This is a genomic window from Gemmata palustris, from assembly GCF_017939745.1.
Taxonomy (GTDB): Bacteria; Planctomycetota; Planctomycetia; order Gemmatales; family Gemmataceae; genus Gemmata; species Gemmata palustris.
The window spans coordinates 496,785-516,451 of record NZ_JAGKQQ010000001.1 but is presented as its reverse complement, the minus strand read 5'-3'; the positions used below and the strand labels follow the sequence as shown (position 1 = coordinate 516,451).

Annotated in this window: 16 protein-coding genes; 14 read left to right on the top strand and 2 right to left on the bottom strand. The window is 66.8% G+C overall.

Features of this window, described 5'->3' with window-relative positions; genetic code table 11:
* Positions 1 to 332 precede the first annotated feature (332 nt).
* Together J8F10_RS02115 and J8F10_RS02110 are read right to left on the bottom strand one after the other, a co-directional pair.
* Positions 333 to 2,252 (bottom strand): serine/threonine-protein kinase, encoded by a 1,920-nt coding sequence (locus tag J8F10_RS02115; RefSeq protein WP_210652225.1) that lies wholly within the window; start codon positions 2,250 to 2,252, stop codon positions 333 to 335.
* 154 nt (positions 2,253 to 2,406) lie between these two features.
* On the bottom strand, positions 2,407 to 2,988 hold the full coding sequence (locus J8F10_RS02110) for an RNA polymerase sigma factor (RefSeq protein WP_210652224.1): 582 nt from the start codon (positions 2,986 to 2,988) through the stop codon (positions 2,407 to 2,409).
* A gap of 165 nt (positions 2,989 to 3,153) precedes the next feature.
* Between J8F10_RS02110 and J8F10_RS02105 the strand changes: the two genes are divergently transcribed.
* The 14 genes from J8F10_RS02105 (at position 3,154) to J8F10_RS02040 (ending at position 19,663) form a co-directional block, all read left to right on the top strand.
* The gene (locus J8F10_RS02105; RefSeq protein ID WP_210652223.1) at positions 3,154 to 4,545 is read left to right on the top strand and encodes a S8 family serine peptidase; all 1,392 of its coding nucleotides are present in this window, start codon (positions 3,154 to 3,156) and stop codon (positions 4,543 to 4,545) included.
* A gap of 50 nt (positions 4,546 to 4,595) precedes the next feature.
* Positions 4,596 to 4,826 (top strand): hypothetical protein, encoded by a 231-nt coding sequence (locus J8F10_RS02100; RefSeq protein ID WP_210652222.1) that lies wholly within the window; start codon positions 4,596 to 4,598, stop codon positions 4,824 to 4,826.
* A 106-nt stretch (positions 4,827 to 4,932) separates the two neighbouring features.
* Positions 4,933 to 6,792, top strand: coding sequence for a DNA/RNA non-specific endonuclease (locus tag J8F10_RS02095; RefSeq protein ID WP_210652221.1), 1,860 nt, complete (start codon positions 4,933 to 4,935; stop codon positions 6,790 to 6,792).
* An 85-nt stretch (positions 6,793 to 6,877) separates the two neighbouring features.
* Positions 6,878 to 7,141 (top strand): hypothetical protein, encoded by a 264-nt coding sequence (locus J8F10_RS02090; RefSeq protein WP_210652218.1) that lies wholly within the window; start codon positions 6,878 to 6,880, stop codon positions 7,139 to 7,141.
* Positions 7,142 to 7,150: 9 nt separating this feature from the next.
* Complete coding sequence (locus J8F10_RS02085; protein ID WP_210652216.1) at positions 7,151 to 8,839, top strand: S8 family serine peptidase; 1,689 nt, start codon at positions 7,151 to 7,153, stop codon at positions 8,837 to 8,839.
* A gap of 130 nt (positions 8,840 to 8,969) precedes the next feature.
* The gene (locus tag J8F10_RS02080; RefSeq protein WP_210652214.1) at positions 8,970 to 9,920 is read left to right on the top strand and encodes a DUF3616 domain-containing protein; all 951 of its coding nucleotides are present in this window, start codon (positions 8,970 to 8,972) and stop codon (positions 9,918 to 9,920) included.
* Positions 9,921 to 9,981: 61 nt separating this feature from the next.
* Positions 9,982 to 11,448, top strand: a complete 1,467-nt coding sequence (locus tag J8F10_RS02075; protein WP_210652212.1) for a hypothetical protein — start codon at positions 9,982 to 9,984, stop codon at positions 11,446 to 11,448.
* 59 nt (positions 11,449 to 11,507) lie between these two features.
* Positions 11,508 to 12,482 carry an endonuclease/exonuclease/phosphatase family protein gene (locus J8F10_RS02070; protein WP_210652210.1) on the top strand — a complete coding sequence of 325 codons (975 nt, stop codon included), beginning with the start codon at positions 11,508 to 11,510 and terminating at the stop codon, positions 12,480 to 12,482.
* A gap of 51 nt (positions 12,483 to 12,533) precedes the next feature.
* Complete coding sequence (locus J8F10_RS02065) at positions 12,534 to 13,331, top strand: hypothetical protein (RefSeq protein WP_210652206.1); 798 nt, start codon at positions 12,534 to 12,536, stop codon at positions 13,329 to 13,331.
* Between the two features lie 77 nt (positions 13,332 to 13,408).
* A complete protein-coding gene (locus J8F10_RS02060) occupies positions 13,409 to 13,819 on the top strand; it encodes a hypothetical protein (protein WP_210652205.1) in 411 nt (136 codons plus the stop codon).
* Positions 13,820 to 13,956: 137 nt separating this feature from the next.
* Positions 13,957 to 16,083: a patatin-like phospholipase family protein gene (locus J8F10_RS02055; protein WP_210652204.1), complete on the top strand. Its 2,127-nt coding sequence runs from the start codon at positions 13,957 to 13,959 to the stop codon at positions 16,081 to 16,083.
* A 621-nt stretch (positions 16,084 to 16,704) separates the two neighbouring features.
* Positions 16,705 to 17,244 (top strand): sigma-70 family RNA polymerase sigma factor, encoded by a 540-nt coding sequence (locus J8F10_RS02050; protein ID WP_210652203.1) that lies wholly within the window; start codon positions 16,705 to 16,707, stop codon positions 17,242 to 17,244.
* Positions 17,241 to 18,599 carry a FecR family protein gene (locus J8F10_RS02045; RefSeq protein ID WP_210652202.1) on the top strand — a complete coding sequence of 453 codons (1,359 nt, stop codon included), beginning with the start codon at positions 17,241 to 17,243 and terminating at the stop codon, positions 18,597 to 18,599. Before J8F10_RS02050 ends, J8F10_RS02045 begins: the two co-directional genes overlap by 4 nt.
* Before the next feature lie 53 nt (positions 18,600 to 18,652).
* Complete coding sequence (locus tag J8F10_RS02040) at positions 18,653 to 19,663, top strand: DUF1559 family PulG-like putative transporter (RefSeq protein ID WP_210652199.1); 1,011 nt, start codon at positions 18,653 to 18,655, stop codon at positions 19,661 to 19,663.
* Positions 19,664 to 19,667: the final 4 nt, after the last annotated feature.

Genomic DNA, 19,667 nt, shown 5'->3' with positions numbered 1-19,667 from the left:
TGGTCACGTCACTTGCACGGTAACTTCGTCGAACCCACCCATCTTTGCACTGATCTCTGCTCGGATCGTGTGTTGGCCAGCGGCCAGAGCAATCTTCGCGCTGAACGTCCCACTCGGACACGGCGCATCGACACTATTGGTACCGTTTCCGACTTCATAGACGCGAACCGTGACCCCGGAAGGAGCCGATCCGGTTATTGTCACTTCCCCGTTACCGTCTCTTACCAAGTTGCTTGACGAGGTGATTACGGGCTTGGGTAGCGGACTGGGGGGGGGCGGATTCGTGGTCGCGTTCGTGGTCAGATCAGGAGACATGCGACTGTCCTCGGGGGTTAGTGGTCCGTTTTAAGTAGGGGAAACACTTCGACTCGTCTGATAACAGCGAACCCGCCGCTCACGTACACTCCGATTCCCCCGCGGGCGACGGGTAAAGGGGGCGCGTGCGGAGGGGCGTTGGGGCGCGGAGTTGGTGCGGTTCGGGCTTGGAGGTCCGTGTCCGTGAGCGGGGGCAGAATGGCCGCGTCCAGGCGGCTTTCGAGTGCGCCGTCGCCGACGCGGAACTCGATCACCCGCACCGCGGGCTCTTGCTTCGGTTGAGATTCCCGCCACACCACCCGGGAATCGGCGGTCGAACTGCCGCCCACAGGGGACACCGCGTGTAAACCGAACCCCCTCTTGTGCCCGGCGATCAGGCCCGTGTCACTGAACCCGACCACGAAGCAGCGGTACCCGGAACTCGCTTCGGTCCACCACCCGCAACCGCCCGCGAACGCGCCGACGAGGGACATGTTGGTGTCCGCGCCGTTGTGAGAAAGGGTGACCCGAACCCCGTACCGCCCCTTGTACGGGAGCGGGGGAACGAGTTCCACCGCGCCCTCGCTGCTGGAATACACCGTGACCCGGTTCTTGAACGCCTGAACGTTCGGGGTGCCCAGGACGGAGCGGTAGGCCACCCGTTCGCCCGCGCCGCACGCGACGACGGTTTCCCCGCGTTCGAGCTGGTCCGTGATCGTGATTGCGGTCGCGGCTCCGGGATTGATCCAGGCCGGCGGCGCGGCCCCTGGTGCCGAGACCGCGGGTGTAGTAGCCGGTTCGCGGTGCAGGAGGAGGCCGGTTGCGAGCCCCGCGCAGGCCACGCTCGCGCCCACCAACAATAGCGCGCCCCACCGGACCGGCCGGGAAAGCGCGGCCAAGTCGTCGGCCAACTCGGTCGCGGACCGGTACCGGCGCTTCGGGTTCCGCTCCAGGCAGCGCCGCGCGATTCGCTCGAGCCGGCCGGACGCGCGCCACCGGGAGCGGCGCGGCCACTCCACCGGGCGCGTACAGGCGGCCGCTTTCCACTCTGCAAAGGTTCTGCCCGTAAAAGGCTGGCGGCCGGTCAACAATTCGTAGAGGATCACGCCCAGCGCCCACACGTCCGTGGCCGGAGTGGTGGAGCCGAGATCGGGGTCGAACTGTTCGGGGGCCATGTACGCCCGCGTGCCGGGCTGCCGCCCCTGGGCCGTCAGGCACGCGCTTTCGGTGGCCGTGTCATTCGGGTCAACGGCCGGCGCCGGTTCGGGGGCGTCGCGGTCCGAGCCGAGCAGTTTCGCGATCCCGAAATCGGAGACACAGGGTCGGTTCTCGGCGTTCAGGAGGATGTTACTCGGCTTCAGGTCGCGGTGAACAATATCGTGCTCGTGGGCGAAACCCACCGCCCGCGCGACGCGCTCCATGAAGCGGGCGATCCCGGCCGCGCCCCGGGCGCGCACCTCTTCCAGGTGCGTCACCAGACTGCCGTTCGGGAGGTGCTCCATCTCGATGACGGGGCGGCTCCCCAGATCGAAGGTTTTGAAGATCCGAACGATCCCGTCGTGCTTCAGGCGCGCGAGGATCCGGGCCTCCTGCTCGAACCGCTTCATCAACCGAGCGCCGTCCACCGGCCCCTGTAGTTGGAGCACCTTGAACGCGACCGCCGTACCGAAGGTGGGATCTTGCCCGCGGAACACGACGCTCGACGCCCCGCGGCCGATTTTGACCCAGTCGGGGGGAACCCAATGCTCACCGGAGGGCACCGAGTCGCCTCCCAACGGGGTGCAAAACAGAACCGATTCGGGCAGGAGCCACCGGGCGATCTCCCGGACGTCCGGTAGGAGTTCGGGGCGGGCGGCGCAGATCTGCTCCAGAGAGATGCCTCTCCCCTCGGCCTTTGCGTCCTCCCACTGGGCGTAGAGGGCGAACGCGAAATCGTCAGTAATTTCGGTGTGTGGCATGATGGCTCACCCGAAGAGCGACGGCCGGAGGCCCCGCGGTCCGTTTTTTCCCAAAACGGCAAACTTCGCGGATCGGGTTCCAATTCCCCGGCGAACGACAAACACGAACGAGTGAATTCCTTCACCGCCCCGCGCGGTTCGCCGTCTCAATTTTTCAATCGGTCAGATCGCGCCCGAATTTCTTACTCGCGCGGTACCGGGCCTTGACCCAGTGGGCGTGCGCGGTCGTGGGGGGCAAACCGAGCAGCGCCGCGGCCTCGAGTTTGGTTTTTCCCTGGTAGTAGAACACGTCGAAGAGCGCCTGCTCGTCCGGAGGGAGCGCCTCAACATACTCGTGGAACGCCACCATCAGGTCCGTTTCGATCTGGTCCCCATCTTCGGGGGCCGCGATCGGCGCGTCCCCGAGCGCCCCGACCCGGCGCCGCCGGTTCTGAATCGCCTTGTTCATATCGAGCAGGACGCGGCGAACGATGTGCGCCAGAAACCGTTCGAGATCGAGCGTCGATTGCGGACAGACACGGCTGCCGAGGGCCGCGAGGAGGCGGAGCAGCGTCGCGTTCGCCACCTCGGTCGTTTGCGAGTCCTGAACGACCAACGGGAACGTGCGGAGCTGGCGCCGCACGAGCTCGCGCACCCGCCCCTCGCACAGCACACAGAGATCGTTGTGCGAGGGCTTCGTCCCGGCCCGGTGCGCATCGAGCCAAACTTGAACCGGATCAGCGATCGTGAGAGTCATATCCGCAGCTCCGGGAGTTGTTGGATGAAAACAATACTAGGCGGTCGGTCGAATTCTGGAAAATGAAATTTTGAATAGCGCGGTCCGCGCGCCCGGGATTCGTCGCTCTTCTTCTGAGCGGGAGCGCGGTCCGCGCCCGCTCGCCCCCCTCCTGAGGAGACGCCCGTGGCTCGAAAGAAATCACACCGCGACCCCCACTCCCCGAACCACGCGCCCGCCGACACCGGTCCCGGACCGGAAACGACCGGGCGGTACCTCGTCGTCCTCGCGGACGAGTGCGCGGGCAACACCAAACAGTGCGTCGACGCGCTGAAGAGTGCGGCCGGGGTCACCCACGTGGCGACCTCCGACGAGTATGAGGAGAACGCGGTGGACATGGCCGAGGCCGCGGCCGCCGACGCCGTGGTGTTCACCGACATCGGGATCGCGGTCGTGTCCGGGGACCGGGGCCAGCTCCTGACCGCGGCGTGCGGCGACGAGCGGACCCGCGTCGTGTCGGTCGAACCGGAGCCGATGTTCTACGCCACGCAAGCGCCCGCCGCCCCGCCGGAGCTCGACTACTACCGCGGGTACAAGGCCGCGGTGGACCACCTGTACGAGCAGATGAACGGGCACCGCGCGGACTTAATCGGCGACGACGCGCCCCCGGCGCTCGCCGACACTGCGCTACTCACCTGGGGCCTCCAGGCGTGCCGCGTCCCGTCGTCGCGGTTCAATGGCCAGGGCATCCGGGTAGCCGTTCTGGACACCGGGCTGGACCTCGACCACCCGGACTTCCTCGGCCGGCGGGTCGTCAGCCAGTCGTTCGTCCCGGGGCAGTCGGCGCAGGACGGGCACGGGCACGGCACCCACTGCACCGGGACCGCGTGCGGCACCCGGGTGCCGCCCGGCGGCGCGCGGCGGTACGGCGTCGCTTACGGGTGCGACATCTACATCGGCAAGGTTCTGGACAACCAGGGGTCGGGCCAGGGCGGGTGGATCCTCGCCGGGATGGAATGGGCGATCAACCAGCAGTGCCCGGTGATCTCAATGTCACTCGGCAACAAGCTCACGGCCGTCTTGAACGCTTACGAGACGGTGGGCCGGCGCGCCCTCGACCGGGGGTGCCTGATCGTGGCCGCAGCGGGCAACCACCGGCAGACTCCGCTCCCCCCGATGCGCCCCCCGGGCAACGTCGGGCAACCGGCGAACAGCCCGTCGATCCTGGCCGTTGCTGCCATTCAGAGCGATCTGAAGCTCGCCTCGTTCTCATGTACCAGTAACCCGGTCGCGGGCGGGAAAGTGGACATCATCGGGCCGGGGGTCGCGGTGTTCTCATCAGTCCCCACACCGGCCCTACCGCTCGGTCAGCCGCGCACCCCGGCGTGGCCGGCCCGGTACCACTCGATTTCCGGGACGAGCATGGCGACCCCGCACGTGGCCGGCATCGCCGCGCTGTGGGCACAGGCCCGGGGCCTGCGCGGGGCCGCGCTGTGGAACGCGCTCACCCGGTCCGCGCGCCCGGTCGGAATTCCCGTCATCGACGCCGGTGCGGGTCTAGTTCAGGCGCCCCAGTAACCACGAACGTCCCCGCCCCGGTCGAACCGGGGCGGCTCGCGAGGAGAGCCATGAAAACGCGCATCGTCGTCACCGTCGATCCCGCACAACTGGGCCGGATCGACGAAGTCGCTCAGAGCCTCACTCGGGCCGGCATGACCGTGGACCAGATCCTGTCCACGACCGGGATCATCACCGGCTCGGCCGATCACGGTCAAACGTCCGCCCTCGGCGCGATGCCCGGAATCGCGTCGGTCGAACCGGACGGCGACGTCCAGATCCCGCCGGACGGCCCCCAGTAGCGCCGCACCGCGGGAGTTCCAGAACACCCCGTTCCACCGCCCGGACCGTCCGGGCGGTGGAACCACCGCGATTCGCACCCGTTTACACACGTTTTCTGAGGCGCTCATGAGTTCCCTGTCCCGCACGTTTACCGCCGTCCTCGCGGACACCGAGCTAATGGCCGAGATCCGCGACCGGTCGAAAAAGACGCTCGCCGCGCACCGCCCGGTCCTCGACGCGAACGAAGTCGCCCTGGCCCCGGCCGATTACCGGGCCGTTATGGAGGGGCGCCCGCTGCCCGATGCGGACGCGCAGGACTATTCCGAGGCGATCGTCCTCTTGGACGGGCGCCCGTCGCTCCTGGTGCGCAACGACTCGTTCGAGGAACCGGAACTGGAATACTGGCAGACGCGCTTGAACCCGAGTCGGGCCGTGTTGGAATCGGCCCTCCGGTCCGTGGGGCGCGTCGAACTGACCGGGCACACGACCTACGAATGGGTCGGCACCGCGTGGGTGATCGGCGACCGGCTAGTGGCCACGAACCGCCACGTCGCGAACGTCTTCGCGCAGGGCCGGGGGCAAGGGTTCGTGTTCCGCCCCAGCCCGCTCGGTGGGTCGCTGACCGCCCGCATCGACTTCAAAGAAGAGTACCAAACCGGCGCGATCAAAGAGGTACCGGTCACCCGCGTGTTGTACATCGCCCCGGACGAACCGGGCCAACCGGACATGGCGGTGCTGGAACTGGGCACCGCCGACGAGTTGCCCGGACCGGTGCAACTGGCCGCGAGCAGCCGCATTGATGGCCCGGTAGCCGTCGTCGGGTACCCGGCATGGGACTCGCGCAACGGCGAGGACGCGATGCGCAACATCTTCCGCGACATCTACGACGTGAAGCGCCTCGCCCCGGGGTACCTGATGCCCGCCGCGAGCGCGACCGACATCCAACACAACTGTTCCACCCTCGGCGGGAACTCCGGCTCGGCGGTGCTCGACGTTCAAACCGGGGCCGCGGTCGGGCTGCACTTCGGCGGGCGCTTCAAAACGGCCAACTTCGCGGTGAAGGCAGAAGTCATTCGCTCGGTACTGGATCGACTCCCGGCCTCGCGCCCGGGGATCGCGGTGCCGGGAGGAACCGCACCCGAGGCCCCGACCACGGCGAGCCTCGCCGGGCGCGAGGGGTACCGGCCCGACTTCCTGGGCACCGGACGCCGCGTGCGGTTACCGATCCTGTCGTCCGCTCAAGAGGATGACGCGGTTTCGGTGCCCGGGCGGGACGATTTCGTGCTCGCGTACACGCACTTCTCAGTCGTGATGTGCCGGTCCCGGCGCCTGTGCTACTTCACCGCCGTTAACATCGACGGGAACCAGTCGCTGAACCTGCGCCGGGCCGATAACTGGTTCCTGGACCCGCGCATCCCGGCTGATGCGCAGTCCGGGAACGAACTGTACCGCAACAACAACCTGGACCGCGGACACATGGTCCGCCGGCTGGACCCGGTGTGGGGATCGGCCGCGGTCGCGAAGGCGGCGAACAATGACACGTTCTTCTACACGAATTCCTGCCCACAACACAAGGATCTGAACCAGCGCACCTGGAACGACCTGGAAGACTACATCCTGAACAACACCGACCAGCGGAACCTGAAGGTGTCGGTGTTTACAGGACCGGTCCTCGCGCCCGCCGATCCGGTGTACCGCGGCACGCGCATCCCGCTCGACTACTGGAAGGTGGTCGCGATGGTGAAGACCGACGGGAAGCTGTCCGCCACGGCGTACATGCTCACGCAGAGGAACCTCCAGGACGACTTCGAGGCGCCGTTCGTGTTCGGCCCGTTCCGCACCTATCAGGTACCGATCGCCCGGGTCGAGGACGCGACCGGGCTGTCGTTCGGGAACCTGTCGGACTTCGACCCGCTCGCCGGAACGGAGACCGCAGCGCCCGCTCCGGCCCGGGAACTGACCACCGCGTCCGACCTCGTGTTGTGACCCGGGCCGCGGTGGGGCGGGCGCTCACCGCCCCACCGCGCTGTTCGCACCCAACCGCACCAGACTTTCTGTGGCGAGGAGCGCCATGTTCATCACCGTCCATCTGGCGCCGGTGGGCGCCCGAAATACGGCCCGGGACGATCAACGTGCCCGGATCGCGACCGACATCGGCGTCACCCTGGAACCGCTGCACCCGGGAACGACGGACCCCGACCTCGCCGGGCAGTTCTTCGCTGACGTACCCGATGCGTCCGCGGACGACATCTGTGCCCGATTGCTCGCGAACTCCGCTGTTGTGGCGGCGTACCCCAAACCGGCCGACGGCCCCCCATCGACCGGCACTCTCTGAGGAGCACCAATGGCCCGCAAAAAGACCCCGTCCCATCCGACCCCGTCCACCGGCCCCGGGCGGGCCGAACTGATCCTGGTGGCCGATGCCGCTGCGGAGCTGCGCATGACCGCGGAGGGGTTCGCGTCCCGCGCGGGAGCGGACGTGAGCGGACTCGCGGAAGCCCTGGCCGGCCCGGGTATCACCATCGAACCGCTGTTCGGCGTGTCCGAGGATCTGATCCGGGAACGCGCGCTGGAGTTCCCGGACGCGACCGGTGCGGACATGGCCACGTTCTACCACGTCTCCGCGCCGGGCGAGGATCTGGAGGCGCTCGCCGATCGGCTCCGCGGCCTGGACGGAGTGACCGGCGCCTACGTGAAGCCGCCCGGGGAGCCGCCCGTGGCGATCGACCTCGAAGTGTTGGCGGAAATGGCCCCTTCGGAAGAAGAGCCGCCGGCGACCACTCCGAACTTCACGGCCCGGCAGCTCTATTTGAACGCCGCCCCGACCGGGGTGGACGCACGGTACGCCTGGACCCTGAGCGGGGGCCGCGGCGCGGGCGTGAACATCATCGACTGCGAGTGGGGCTGGCGGTTCAACCACGAAGACCTGCGGGTGAACCAGGGCGGCGTGGTGATCGGCACCGGCATCTCCGACGACGACCACGGCACCGCGGTGCTCGGCGAGATCAGCGGCGACCGGAACGGGTTCGGAATCGAGGGCATCTGCCCGGACGCGCGGGTGATGGCCGCGTCGTTCGCCACGCTGCCGACGGCCCGCGTCATCCGCATGGCGGCCGACCGGCTCCGGCCCGGTGACATCATGCTCCTGGAGATCCACCGGCGCGGACCGGGCGGCAGCGGGGTCGGGCAGGACGGATTCATCGCCATCGAATGGTGGCCCGATGACCTGGCGGCGATTCGCTACGCGGTCGCGCGCGGCGTGATCGTGGTGGAGGCCGCCGGGAACGGCGCGCGGAATCTGGACGCGGCCATTTACAACACCCCCGGCGCGGGGTTCCCGGCGGCGTGGCGGAACCCGTTCAATCCGAACAACCCGACGTCCGGAGCCGTTCTGGTCGGGGCCGGCGCTCCGCCGCCCGGAACCCACGGGCGCGACCACGGCCCGGACCGCTCGCGCCTCGATTTCTCGAACTACGGCGCGCGCGTCGACGTTCAGGGTTGGGGGCGGGAAGTGACCAGCACCGGGTACGGGAACCTGCAAGGCGGGTCCGACCGCGACCGGTGGTACACCGACACCTTCAGCGGTACGTCGAGCGCATCGCCCATCGTGGTCGGGGTGCTCGGGTGCGCCCAGGGCGTGCTCCGCGCCCGCAACCGCCCACTGCTCACTCCCGCCGTGGCGCGGACGCTCCTCCGCGCCACGGGTTCACCCCAACAGGACGCGCCCGGGCGCCCGCGCACCCAGCGGATCGGCACCCGGCCGAACTTGCGCCACATCATCGCCCGGCTGGTCCCGTCCGCGCCGCCAACAGAAGCAAGCGTTGGGTCCGCGGAACCGGCTCCCGTCAGGGGTGGGGTCACGATCGCGATCAGTTCGTCGCAGGTGACGATCAACGTCACCGCTAGTGGAGTGTCGGTCGCGAGTGAGCCGATCACGGCGCCGGCACCGATCGCCGCGACCGGTTACACGAACGGGCACACTCCGGTGAACCGCCTGCTCCAACCGGACGCCGACGTCCTCCCGACCGAGTGACCACGCGGCCCATCAAAACTGCTCCCCGTGCCCGACAAAGTGTTCGGGCACGGGGCGTTGTTCTAACTGCGCCAGGCATCGAACGAAGGGCCGGCTTCTTCACAGACCGTCAAAACACCAAGAGGGTATCTTGAAAACCGTCACACTGGTACTGACCGCCCCGAACGGCCACGCGGTTCACGGCGTGCCCGTGGACTTCGCGGGCGAACTGTTCTCCGGCAAGGAGAAGCCCCAAACGTCCGTTAGCGGGGTGGACGGCACCGGCAATTTCCTCGCGATCGTCTCCGACGAGATGAAGAAGCCGACGACGGTTCAGTTGTTGAAGCGAGACGGAGAGGGGTTCGTGGCGGCCGGGTCGGTGAAGTTGCCGGCCGGGGATGACGAGGTGGACCTGGAAGCCGTCGGTTTGGACAGAGGGAACGGCACCGTCTACGTGACCGGGTCGCACTGCGCGACACGGAAAGTGGAAGACGGCGTGCTTGGAGAGGTGAAGGGCAAGAAGTCGCGCGAACAATTCTTCCGGTTCAAACTCGCCGCTGATGGTACGGCAGGGGCGGTAGAGGGGCCGAAGACACTCACCCCGGCGCTCGACGCGCACCCCGTATTGGGACCGTTCCGTGCGGTCGCCAGCAAGGAAAACGGCATCGATATTGAGGGGCTCGCAATCAAGGACGGGCACCTCCATTTCGGCTTCCGGGGGCCGGTCCTCCGGGGCGCGTGGGTGCCCGTCTTGTCGTGTACCTGGGACGCCCCGACTGAATCGCAGGTGCGCTACATCCGGCTCGGCGGTCGGGGCATTCGGGATCTCACCGCAGTGAACGGCGGGTTCCTGATTCTGGCCGGTCCGGTCGGCGACGGCGACTCCACGTACCGCATTTACTTCTGGGACGGAACCGATCACCTCCGGCTCGGGGAGAACGGCCCGGTCCCCGAACTGCTCGGGGAGTTCTCGAACTTGGGTGCGGCCAAACCAGAGGGGCTCGCCGTGCTGAAGACGGAAGGGCGAACTTACGACGTGCTCCTGCTCTGCGACGGGCTCGCGAAGGGCGGACCGACGCGATGGAGCATCACGCGCCCGTGACGGCGCACCGCGCGTCCGCGGCCGTGCAAAAAATAACTGGGATCACAAGGAGTGCCAACAGATGTGGGTTTCGACACGGGTTCGGGCTTTGGGGCTGGTGCTAGTGGTCTCCGCGGGGTTCGCCCTTGCCGAGGAACCGGGCGGCCAGAAACCGTTCCGGCAACAGGCGGCCAAGGACAAGGAGCTCCGGCCGTGCGTCCCCGATTGCCCCACGGGAGCGCGGTTCCGCAGTTTCGATCCCGCCCACCCGCCGCCCGCGGGCGCCCAAACGTTCCGGCTGAGCCAGGACTACCCCGAGGTCTACAACCCCACCGAACGCTTCCCGTGGGAGGCGATCGACTACGCCGCCGAGCCGGAAAAGTACCTGCGTGCGGTCCTGGCGTACTGCCTGGAGGGTAACAAGGACGTCGATTTCCGCGGACAGGACAACCCCAAGCGGAAGTGGTACCACGCGCCGTGGATGCACGACGACAGTGACAAGAACAAGGCGGGCGCGGGCCGCGAGTACCACCACGGGCTCACGCGGGAGCGCCGCTCCCGGCCGTTCGAGCTTCACACGCTCCAGACGTCGACTTCTCAAAACTGGGCGGTTGGGATGGTGAACGACCGCGGCGGGTACACACTCGGTCAGGTGTGGGACACGTCCGAGGAGTACCCGGACCCGACTCGCGCCACGTTCCCGGACCACACGGTTAGCTTCAAGTTGCTGTTCACCGCCGCCCCAGCCACAGAGGTGCCCTATCTGAAGGGCTCGCTGGAGTGGACCGCGAACATCTACAAGGACGCCGCGAGCTACGCCCCGCCGCGGGTGGACCGGGCCGTGCGGTTGCTGCAACTCGACGTGGCGGTGAAAGACCCGCGGGTCGCGGCCCGGAGCGGGTGGATCTTCGGCACGTTCGTTTACGACGGGGGCGCGCCCGGCGCCGACGTGTGGGACCGGATGGCGTTCGTCGGCCTGAGTTGGGGCGACGACGATGAAGTGTGTGACGACTTCAAGAAGAAGGGCGCGTTCACGAACCCGAAGCTGAAAGAAACGCGGTTGAACGCGGACCTGATCGAGCAGCCGGGGCACGAGTACGGGGCGAAAGCCTACTTGCGGCACTTCGGTTTGGGCGGCCGGTTGAACGGCCCGGTCGATAACCCGGTCTCGTCCTGCATCTCGTGCCACGGCCGCGCCGCTACCTACGCGAAGGCGCTCCCGTTGAGCGACGAGTCCGGGCTGCCGATGGAAACCGGGCTGCTCACCACCACCGACCCGACCGGGTACCCGGTGGCGGAGTTCGGCCGGTTCTTCCGCACCCTCCGGCCCAACAGTCACCTGGAACGGGACGCGGACAAGTTATTCGTGACGACGGACTATTCGCTCCAGATCCCGGCCGGCATCCGCAACTTCTACCAGCACCTGCGAACGCAGAAGCCCGTTGTCGAGCGACTGGAGAAGCGAGGCGCGACCAAGCTCAAGGCCGATGCACTGCCGGGACTCAAACCGCTCCCCCACCTTGAGCGGGACGGGGTGAAACGAGATTGACGCGGTCCCATCCCCCAATTTTCTCGCGGAGAAAGATGATGACGATTACCAGGATGTTAATGCTCACGGCAACCGTAGCCCTGTTCGCCGCGCCCGCGCGGGCTGGTGAACTGTACGTCGTCTCGTGGAACGTTGAGAACTTGTTTGACACCGTCGACGATCCGGAGGTGGAAGGGGACGAGGAATTCACCCCGACCGCCGCCAAGAAATACACAGAGGAGCGGTACAAGGCGCACCTGAAGAACCTCGCTCGGGTGCTGACCAAGATGAACGGCGGCAAGGGGCCGGACGTCCTCGGACTGTGCGAGATCGAGAACCGAGCCGTACTCAAGGATCTGGTGAAGGAGCTCGCACCGCTCGGCCGGGACTATCGGATCGTCCACAAGGACTCGCCGAGCGACCGCGGGATCGACTGCACCGTTCTGTACGACGCCAAACAGGTGAAAGCCGTCTTCGAGGGGTTCCACTTCGTCGACGCGGACAAGACCCGCGACATCGTGGAGGTGGAGTTCGACAAGGGCGGGAAGCGGTTCACCGTGTTCATGAACCACTGGCCGTCGCGCGGGAACGTACCGGCGCAGCGGGCCACGGCCGCGAAGACGCTCCGGAAGCGCCTCGACGCCCTGCTCAAGCTCGACCCCGCGGCCGATTTCATCGTGATGGGTGACCTGAACGACACTCCAGCCGATGAGTCCGTCAAAACGCACCTGCGTGCCGGAAATAGCTCGACCGGTCTGACTGATGGGCAGCTCTACGACACCGTCTGGTCCCTCGTGAACGCGGGCAAGGGGACATACGTGTTCGACAACAAGTGGGAGACGATCGATCACATCATCGTTTCGCCGGGCCTGCTCGACGACACGAACTTCCGCTGGAAGGCGGACTCCACCGAGGCCGTGGCGTTCGATTTCCAACTGTTCACCCCGGCCAACTCGAAAATGATCCCCCGCCCGAATCGGCTGTACACCGGGAACACGTTCCACGACTCCGGGGTGTCGGACCACCTCCCGCTCGCGTGCGTTCTCAAATACTGACGCACGCCGGCGCCCAACTGAAATGACCCACCACCGAACAGAGGTCGATACATGGACGAGCAGCTCCGAACGGAACGGGACGCGATCGCGACGCTGGGCCTGTTGGCCCGAACGTACTTCCTCTTCGACCGCCCGATCCCGGCGCGGACCGGCGCCCCACCAACGCACTTCGCGGGGCTGAACGTCCACTGCTGCGTGATCGATAACACGGATGGCGAGGTTCTGGCGGTCGGTCGGAACTCGATCCACGCGGACGAGAACCCGCTCCAACACGCGGAGCAGGTGGTCATCCGCGCGGCCCACGAGCGGTTGCGCCGGAAGCGCCCGCGGGGTGCGGGGGTGACCGTGGAGGATTACTACCGGTCGTCGCTGTTCATGGCCAAAGGCGGACAGCCCGGCGATTTCCTGCGGGTCGGGTGCTCGTTGTACAACGCCTTCGACCCGTGCGCGATGTGCGCCTGCACGCTCCTCATCGCGTACATGAAGCGGATCGCCTACGTCATCCCTGACAAAAAGTACGAAGGGTTCTACGAGGAGACGAAGAAGAAGTTCTTCTCAAGCCGGGAGTCGGTTCGCGAATCGGTGGCGCTCGCCGGCGCGGACTCCGCCTTTGTCCGTGGCGTTCAGCAGTTACACACTGACCTCCTCGCACGGATTCAGGAGCTGGTCGCCGGGGGTACCGATCTGATTAACGTGCTGGACCACTCGGAACCGTTGCTCGCGCGGGCCGCTCAACTCCTCCAGAGCGCGACTGAGAAGGATCTGGTGACCACCGACGACGATCGGACCCGGAACGCCCGCACGCTCGCCGACTTCAAGCGGGCGTGCAACCTGCCCGCCCCGTCTTGATACCTGTTCGCCGGCACAGATTATTAACCAGCCACTAAACGTTGTTGCAAACAAATCAATATTCAATTGGAGAGACCATGCCCGAGCTTAATGGGAAATGGCAGTATCGAAGTTTCTGCCCGCGCGTCGCGGCGAACGAATTCCGGGCACAAATCACCGCCCCGTGGACGCCGCTGTCGGTGATGAACCTGACCACTACCGACGGCAAAATCTCGGGCACCGCTACGCCTCGCCCGGGTGCGGCGCTCAACGTGCGGGGGTCCGTGACGCCCCCTGTGCCGGAGAGCGCCACAGGTGAACCGGAATTGCTGCCCGAGGGAATCGAATTAGTCATAGACGGGCTCGCGGGTGCGGTTTACAACCTCCGCGGCTTTTTCACCCCCGGCACCGACCACATCGTGGGGACCGTCGTCGCGATCAGTAACGACCTAGCCGGGCGGCCGGTCGGAACGTCGGGTCCGTTCATCCTATTTCCAGACAAGGCTTGAGCCCGTCGACTATCGGTCGTGCCGGTTCGTCTGATCGACTGCGATCCACCATTGCTTGATACATTTAATTATCAATAGTATAATAATATAGATAGCCAGCCGTGACAATTCCCCAAGCTCCATTCCAGGGCGGCGGTATGACAGGCGACAACAACCAGCCCGCCCCTGTTCCGGCGCGAGCACCCGAAGGCGCGAGCGGCCCGCGGACCGGACTCACGCTCTCCGGGGGCGGGTTTCGGGCCACGCTCTTCCACCTCGGGGTGGTTCGTTTTCTGTACGAGGAGGGCTTGCTGGCGAACGTGACGCACGTGTGTTCCGTTTCCGGGGGGAGCGTGTTAGCGGCCCACCTCGTCCTCAACTGGGAGCGGTACACGGGCACCCCGGAGCAGTTCGACGCCGCCGCCGGCGAACTGGTCGCGTTCGTGCGCGCGGACGTTCGCGGGCGGGTGATCCGACCGTGGGTGGTATCGTTCCTGGCGGTCGCGCCCCGGTTCCGGGGCGCGCGCTGGTGGCGGACGGCCCTGCTCCAGCGCGAGTACGACCGCCTGTACCGCGGAGCGACCCTGGGCGCGGTGGCGGCCCCCGGCCGACCGGAGGTGCAGCTCTTGGCCACCAGCTTCACCACGGGCCACCTGGTCGCGTTCGGGAGCAACCGCGGGAACGTTGAACTGCGGTTCGGGCAGGAGCCCGGGGCCGGGCCGGACGACCGACAGGCGGTCCCCGTTCCGGTTCCGGTCGCCGCGGTCCCGGTCGGGCTGGCCGTCGCCGCGTCGTCCGCGTTCCCGCCGCTGTTCCCACCGGTGCGGGTCGACCACGCCACGTTCGGGGTCGCCCCCGACTGCTTCCCGCGCCCGCACTACCTGACTGACGGCGGAGTTTATGACAATTTGGGCACACGTAGAATGCTGCAATTATTCCCGCCCAACGAGCGGTTGGACCTGTTGGTGGTTAGCGACGCCCAGCGGGCCCTGGCGGCGGAGTACGGCAACGATTACAGCCTGATTACCGGGCGGACGAGTCGGTGCGTGGACCTGATGATGGACCGGGTGAGCTGGTTCGAGCACGGGTACGCGCGGGAGCGGTTGCGGAGCGGCGGTCGGCTGCTCCACTGCACGCTGCCCCAAGCGGCCGCGGACGTGATCGACCGGCCTTACGCGCCGGGGCCGAGTGAGCAACTGGCGGTCGCGACCGCGCGCACCGATTTGGACGCCTTCAGTGATGACGAGATCGACGCCATCGTCCACCAGGGGTACGCGGCGGCCCGGACTCGGGCGGAGGCGCAAGAGGTGCGTTCGCGGGAGCGGGCCGAACGACCCGTGTGGCACCCGGCCCGCGCGGACCGCCCGCCCGGGTACCGGCTGAAAGGTATCGACCGCCGCGGGTGGGGGGTGTTCCGGGCCGGCCATTGGGCCACGTGGACCCTCTGGGGGTTGTTGGCGTGGTGGCTGATCTTGCTCCCCGGCGGGGTGTACGGGTACCAGGTGTACCGCACGCACCAGGAGGAGCAACGCGCGCGCAAGGCCAATGATGAAAAGGACGCCGCGGCGCGCGCGTTAGACGCGGAGCGGGAGCAGGTGCAACGGCGCGAGGCCGCGCGGAAGTGGCAGGAAGCACACACCGCCAAGAAGGTGCGGTTGATCCGCGCGCTGGGCGAGGTGGCCCTGGCCGCAGAAGAGGACTGGGGAGCCCGGCGGCTCGAGTGGGAGGTGTTGAAGGACGAGCTGACGCGGGACGGCGACCGGTACTTCGTTTCATTTTTCGAGCGCCCGGAGGTGGGTAAGGCGGACGCCGCGGTGCGGACATGGCCGCGCCCCAGGGGCACCCATCAACTCGTTTTCGCGGTGGCGAAGATCATTCGGGACGACATCAAGAATATGGGCCGGCCGAGTGTGTTCTTCCCACCACCGCCGGGTGAGGAGACGGCGGTGCCGAGCTACCTGGTTCTGCTGCGCGAGAACCGCGCCTCGCTGTTCCGACAGGCGCAAGATGCGGTGAGCATGATCGCCAAAGACGGCAAGAAATTAACCGATACGCCGAACTCGCGGAAGCAGTTCTGGCGCCTTTACTGGTGCGATTTGATCCTCGTCGAACAAGACAAGGTGGCCGGTGCCATGAGCGCATTTGGGACGCTGTTGCAATCCTGGGAACAAAAAGGGGTAAAAGAGTCGGACGAGGCCCCGGCGGGCCTTAAGCCACAACTCCAGACCGCGGCCAGAGAACTGGAGCAGGCTTGCGCGGAAGAGCTCAAGACGGAGTTGAAGTGACCGCCCCGATTCCATCACGGGTTGGGAACTGTCGTCAGAGCGGAGCGCACATCCCGTGCAGATACGCTCGCGTGTCTGCGCGAGTGTTCCACGTGTGAAAGCGCGTTTACAAAGCCCGCAAAACGCCACGAAATTTAAAAGCACCACATTTCCGCAATCCACTTCTTGACCGCATTTTGCGTTCGGCTCTCACAATTTCAGCGCGTCCAGGTATTGAGGAACGTGGGGTGACAGAGGCGCGAAGTGCCGTCGGACACGGCGCGGACCTCTATGACCGTCATCCAAGAAAAAACCGCCCCGGAAGAACCGGAGCGGTAAAGTTAACCGCCGCAAGTTTGCGAGGCATTGGTGCGTTCGGCTCGCAGAGCCGAACCCTCTGAGCAAGAGAGTTGCGTGTAAGCCCCGGCGGTCGGGCGGCGGTCAACGTTGAACGGACGAACGGGAACCAAGGTGGGTTCACGCGAGTTCGCGCGGCGGACGAGCCCCGGTCACACGCGACGCAGTTCGGTTCGGCGGTATCTCGCTGCGGCGCTTGGGTTTAAAGAATTGCGGTAAAATAATTCGCATTCGGTGTCAGGATTCGGCCGTGACGTTCGTGTGAAGAACGAGAGAGGCTCGCGCATGACTCTCGAACCGGACGTGATCGTCCAAATACTGCTCCGCGAGCGATTGCGCGTCGCAGCTCTGGCCGCGACCGTGACGCGGGACGTACACGCCGCCGACGACATCTTCCAACAGGTCGTCCTCGCGGCGCTCGAGTCCCGCGCGCAGTTCCGCGACGTCGATCACGTGCTCGCATGGGCACTGCGTGCGGCCCGGCACCGGGCGGTCGATTTCGCCCGGAGTCGCCGACTGCATTCGCTCCCGGACAACGTTCTCGACTTATTAGAGGCGCGCTGGTCGGATTCCAAAGACGTGACGGTTACGGACCGGAGCGAGGCCCTACACCGGTGCCTCGGCAAGTTGACGGCGTCCGCTCAGGAGTTGCTCCGAATGAGGTACGCGGAAGGTCTTACCGCCGTGACCGTTGCGAAGCGCCTCAAGCGGTCGGCGGACGCGGTCTACCAGAACCTGTCGCGGATTCACCGGTCCCTGCGTGAGTGCGTTGAGGGGGAATTGGGTGGCCGCGAGGCCCCGGTAACACGGGAGGTACCCTCGTGAACCCGGTGCTCGACCTCCGACTCGGAGAACTCTTCGGCCGATACTGGGACAACGCACTGACTCCCGCGGAAGCGGAGGAGTTGGAGAACCGGCTGGCCACCGATCCGGCCGCACGCGAGTGGTTCCGGCTCCTCGTGCTCCAGGCGGTTGCCGTTGCGGACCTGCCGCCGGGGAGCCGCTCTCGCGAACAGCAGTCACTCGCACGAGTCGCGCCCGTACCGAGAGACCCTGGTGCGCGGCCGTGGGACCGGCGCAACGTGTTGCGGCTCGCGGGCGGTGCGCTGGCCGCGGGGGTCGCCGGGGTCACCCTCGGGCGCTGGGTGTGGCCCAACCGACCGAGCCCCACGTCACCCGAATGGCACGCCCGACTCGGTTCGGTTCGCGGGAACATTACGGTCCGAGCGACGGACGGAACGCTGCACCCGACTGACGGGCCGGTCCCGCCGGGGGGCACGGTGACGACCAACGGCCCGAGCGCGTCGGCCGTGCTGTTCTACCCCGACGGTACGAACGTCGCGGTGACCGAGGATTCGGCCGTCACGCTGAGTGCGGACGGCACCCAACTGCAACTCGACCGCGGGGTGATCGCGGCGGATGTGCGCCCGCCGCTCGTCGGCAGGGTGCCACTCACGTTGTTCACCACCGAGACCGTACTGACGGGGGCGACGGGGGCGATCGTGACCCTCTCCCAAGCCGCGACCGTAACGGAGGTGGGGGTCCAGCGCGGCGCGGTGAACGTGTCGGCCCCAACGGGGCGCGCGTTCGGCGAAGTGCGGGGCGGGGAACTGCTGACCGTTCGAGCGGACGGGGACACGCAGAAGCAGCCGATCCGCGACACGCCCGATGCCTACGCACTGGATCTCGCTCGGCCCTGGGTCGCGGGGTGGGGAACGGGTTGGGCCGTGGGGCACCGCGATTCCACCGGGGACCGGGCGGTGGTCGCCCCGGACTTCTGGTTCGACCCGTACTACCAGCGGCAGATGTACCAGATCCGCTCCGACAAGCAGTGGACGCGGGGGTACTTTCGGCTCCATTCCGATTCGGTGGTGCGGGTGCGGTACCGCGTCGAGCGCCCGGGACCGGGGCAGTTCTGTTTCTGCGTGCGGACCCCGGACGTGCGCTCCCCGGACACGGGGATGCTGGAGTGGAACGGCACCTACGCACCGAACCCCACTATCCCGGGGGGGTGGCGGACGCTCGAGGTCCGGGCCGGGGCGCTGATCGATAACAAGCACGCGCCCAAGTTCGGACCGTCCTGGATCGGGTTCCTGATCATTTTCAACACTTACGAAACGGATTTGGGGTTACAGGTCGCCGAGTTCCGGGTCTCTCCACCTGAAGCTTCCAAGTCGTAGCCGGGTCGGAATCGCCTATTTTTTCTTCTCTCCCCGTGCCGGAGGTCTCTCCCATGCGGCATCGTCGCGGTTTTACGCTCATTGAGCTCCTCGTTGTGATCGCGATAATCGCGATCCTGATCGGCCTGCTCCTACCGGCTGTGCAAAAGGTGCGCTCCGCCGCGGCGCGCATCCAGTGCAGCAACAACCTGAAACAGATCGGCATCGCGCTCCACGCCCACGAGGGGGCCTACGGGTACTTCCCGACCTCGGGCGCCCAGTCCGCCGCCTTCGGGAACACCGGGGTCGGGTTCGAGACGATGGGGTGGGCGTACCAGATCCTCCCCTTCATCGAACAGGACAACGTGTACAAGATCGGCCAGCAGAGCGGGCCGAACAACTGGAACGCGAGCATCGGCAAAGCGATGGTCGAGATCCAGGTGAAGACGTACCTGTGCCCGGCCCGCGGGAACCGCGCGTCCGCCCCCGCGTCGTGGGGTTCGGTGTACGCGATGGGCGACTACGCGGGCGTGATGGTGGAGTGGGGCAACCAGTGGCAAGCCACGCTGCCCCCGGACCCGAACGAGCAGAACACGTTCAAGGGCATCATCACCAAGGGCGGGCACGTGCGGACCGACAACCCGTCCCTGACCCAGAAGTACAGCACGGTCAACGTGACCGGCGTCTCGGACGGCACCTCCAACACGATCGCCATCATGGAAAAAGCCGTCTCCGCCCGGCAGTACCAGCCGACCGCGACGCCAGATTGGGACTGGTGGGAGATCCCGGGCTGGGCGCACAACTCCGACTGGCCGAACATGCGTCTCGTCGGGAACTGGGTTCCCCTGCTGCCGGACAGCGACACGACCCGCGTGAGCTGGGCGACGGCCAACGGGAAGTTCTGGGAGCCCGGCTTCGGTTCGGCCCACACGGGCGTCGTGCTCGCGGTGTTCGGTGACGGCTCGGTGCGCGGCATCCAGATGTCGGTCAACACGGGCGGGAACTCCGGGTGGAGCGACACGAGCTGCGTGCTGTACCACCTCGGCGGCCGGTCCGACGGGTGGGTGGTCGGCTCCAACTACTGACCCC

What these genes read in the sequence shown, in the direction of transcription:
- J8F10_RS02040 (WP_210652199.1), top strand. Translation starts at nt 18,653, where the DNA reads ATGCGGCATCGTCGCGGTTTTACGCTCATTGAGCTCCTCGTTGTGATC.
- J8F10_RS02090 (WP_210652218.1), top strand. Translation starts at nt 6,878, where the DNA reads ATGTTCATCACCGTCCATCTGGCGCCGGTGGGCGCCCGAAATACGGCC.
- J8F10_RS02110 (WP_210652224.1), bottom strand. Translation starts at nt 2,988, where the DNA reads ATGACTCTCACGATCGCTGATCCGGTTCAAGTTTGGCTCGATGCGCAC.
- J8F10_RS02050 (WP_210652203.1), top strand. Translation starts at nt 16,705, where the DNA reads ATGACTCTCGAACCGGACGTGATCGTCCAAATACTGCTCCGCGAGCGA.
- J8F10_RS02070 (WP_210652210.1), top strand. Translation starts at nt 11,508, where the DNA reads ATGCTCACGGCAACCGTAGCCCTGTTCGCCGCGCCCGCGCGGGCTGGT.
- J8F10_RS02095 (WP_210652221.1), top strand. Translation starts at nt 4,933, where the DNA reads ATGAGTTCCCTGTCCCGCACGTTTACCGCCGTCCTCGCGGACACCGAG.
- J8F10_RS02065 (WP_210652206.1), top strand. Translation starts at nt 12,534, where the DNA reads ATGGACGAGCAGCTCCGAACGGAACGGGACGCGATCGCGACGCTGGGC.
- J8F10_RS02060 (WP_210652205.1), top strand. Translation starts at nt 13,409, where the DNA reads ATGCCCGAGCTTAATGGGAAATGGCAGTATCGAAGTTTCTGCCCGCGC.
- J8F10_RS02100 (WP_210652222.1), top strand. Translation starts at nt 4,596, where the DNA reads ATGAAAACGCGCATCGTCGTCACCGTCGATCCCGCACAACTGGGCCGG.
- J8F10_RS02115 (WP_210652225.1), bottom strand. Translation starts at nt 2,252, where the DNA reads ATGCCACACACCGAAATTACTGACGATTTCGCGTTCGCCCTCTACGCC.
- J8F10_RS02085 (WP_210652216.1), top strand. Translation starts at nt 7,151, where the DNA reads ATGGCCCGCAAAAAGACCCCGTCCCATCCGACCCCGTCCACCGGCCCC.
- J8F10_RS02055 (WP_210652204.1), top strand. Translation starts at nt 13,957, where the DNA reads ATGACAGGCGACAACAACCAGCCCGCCCCTGTTCCGGCGCGAGCACCC.
- J8F10_RS02075 (WP_210652212.1), top strand. Translation starts at nt 9,982, where the DNA reads ATGTGGGTTTCGACACGGGTTCGGGCTTTGGGGCTGGTGCTAGTGGTC.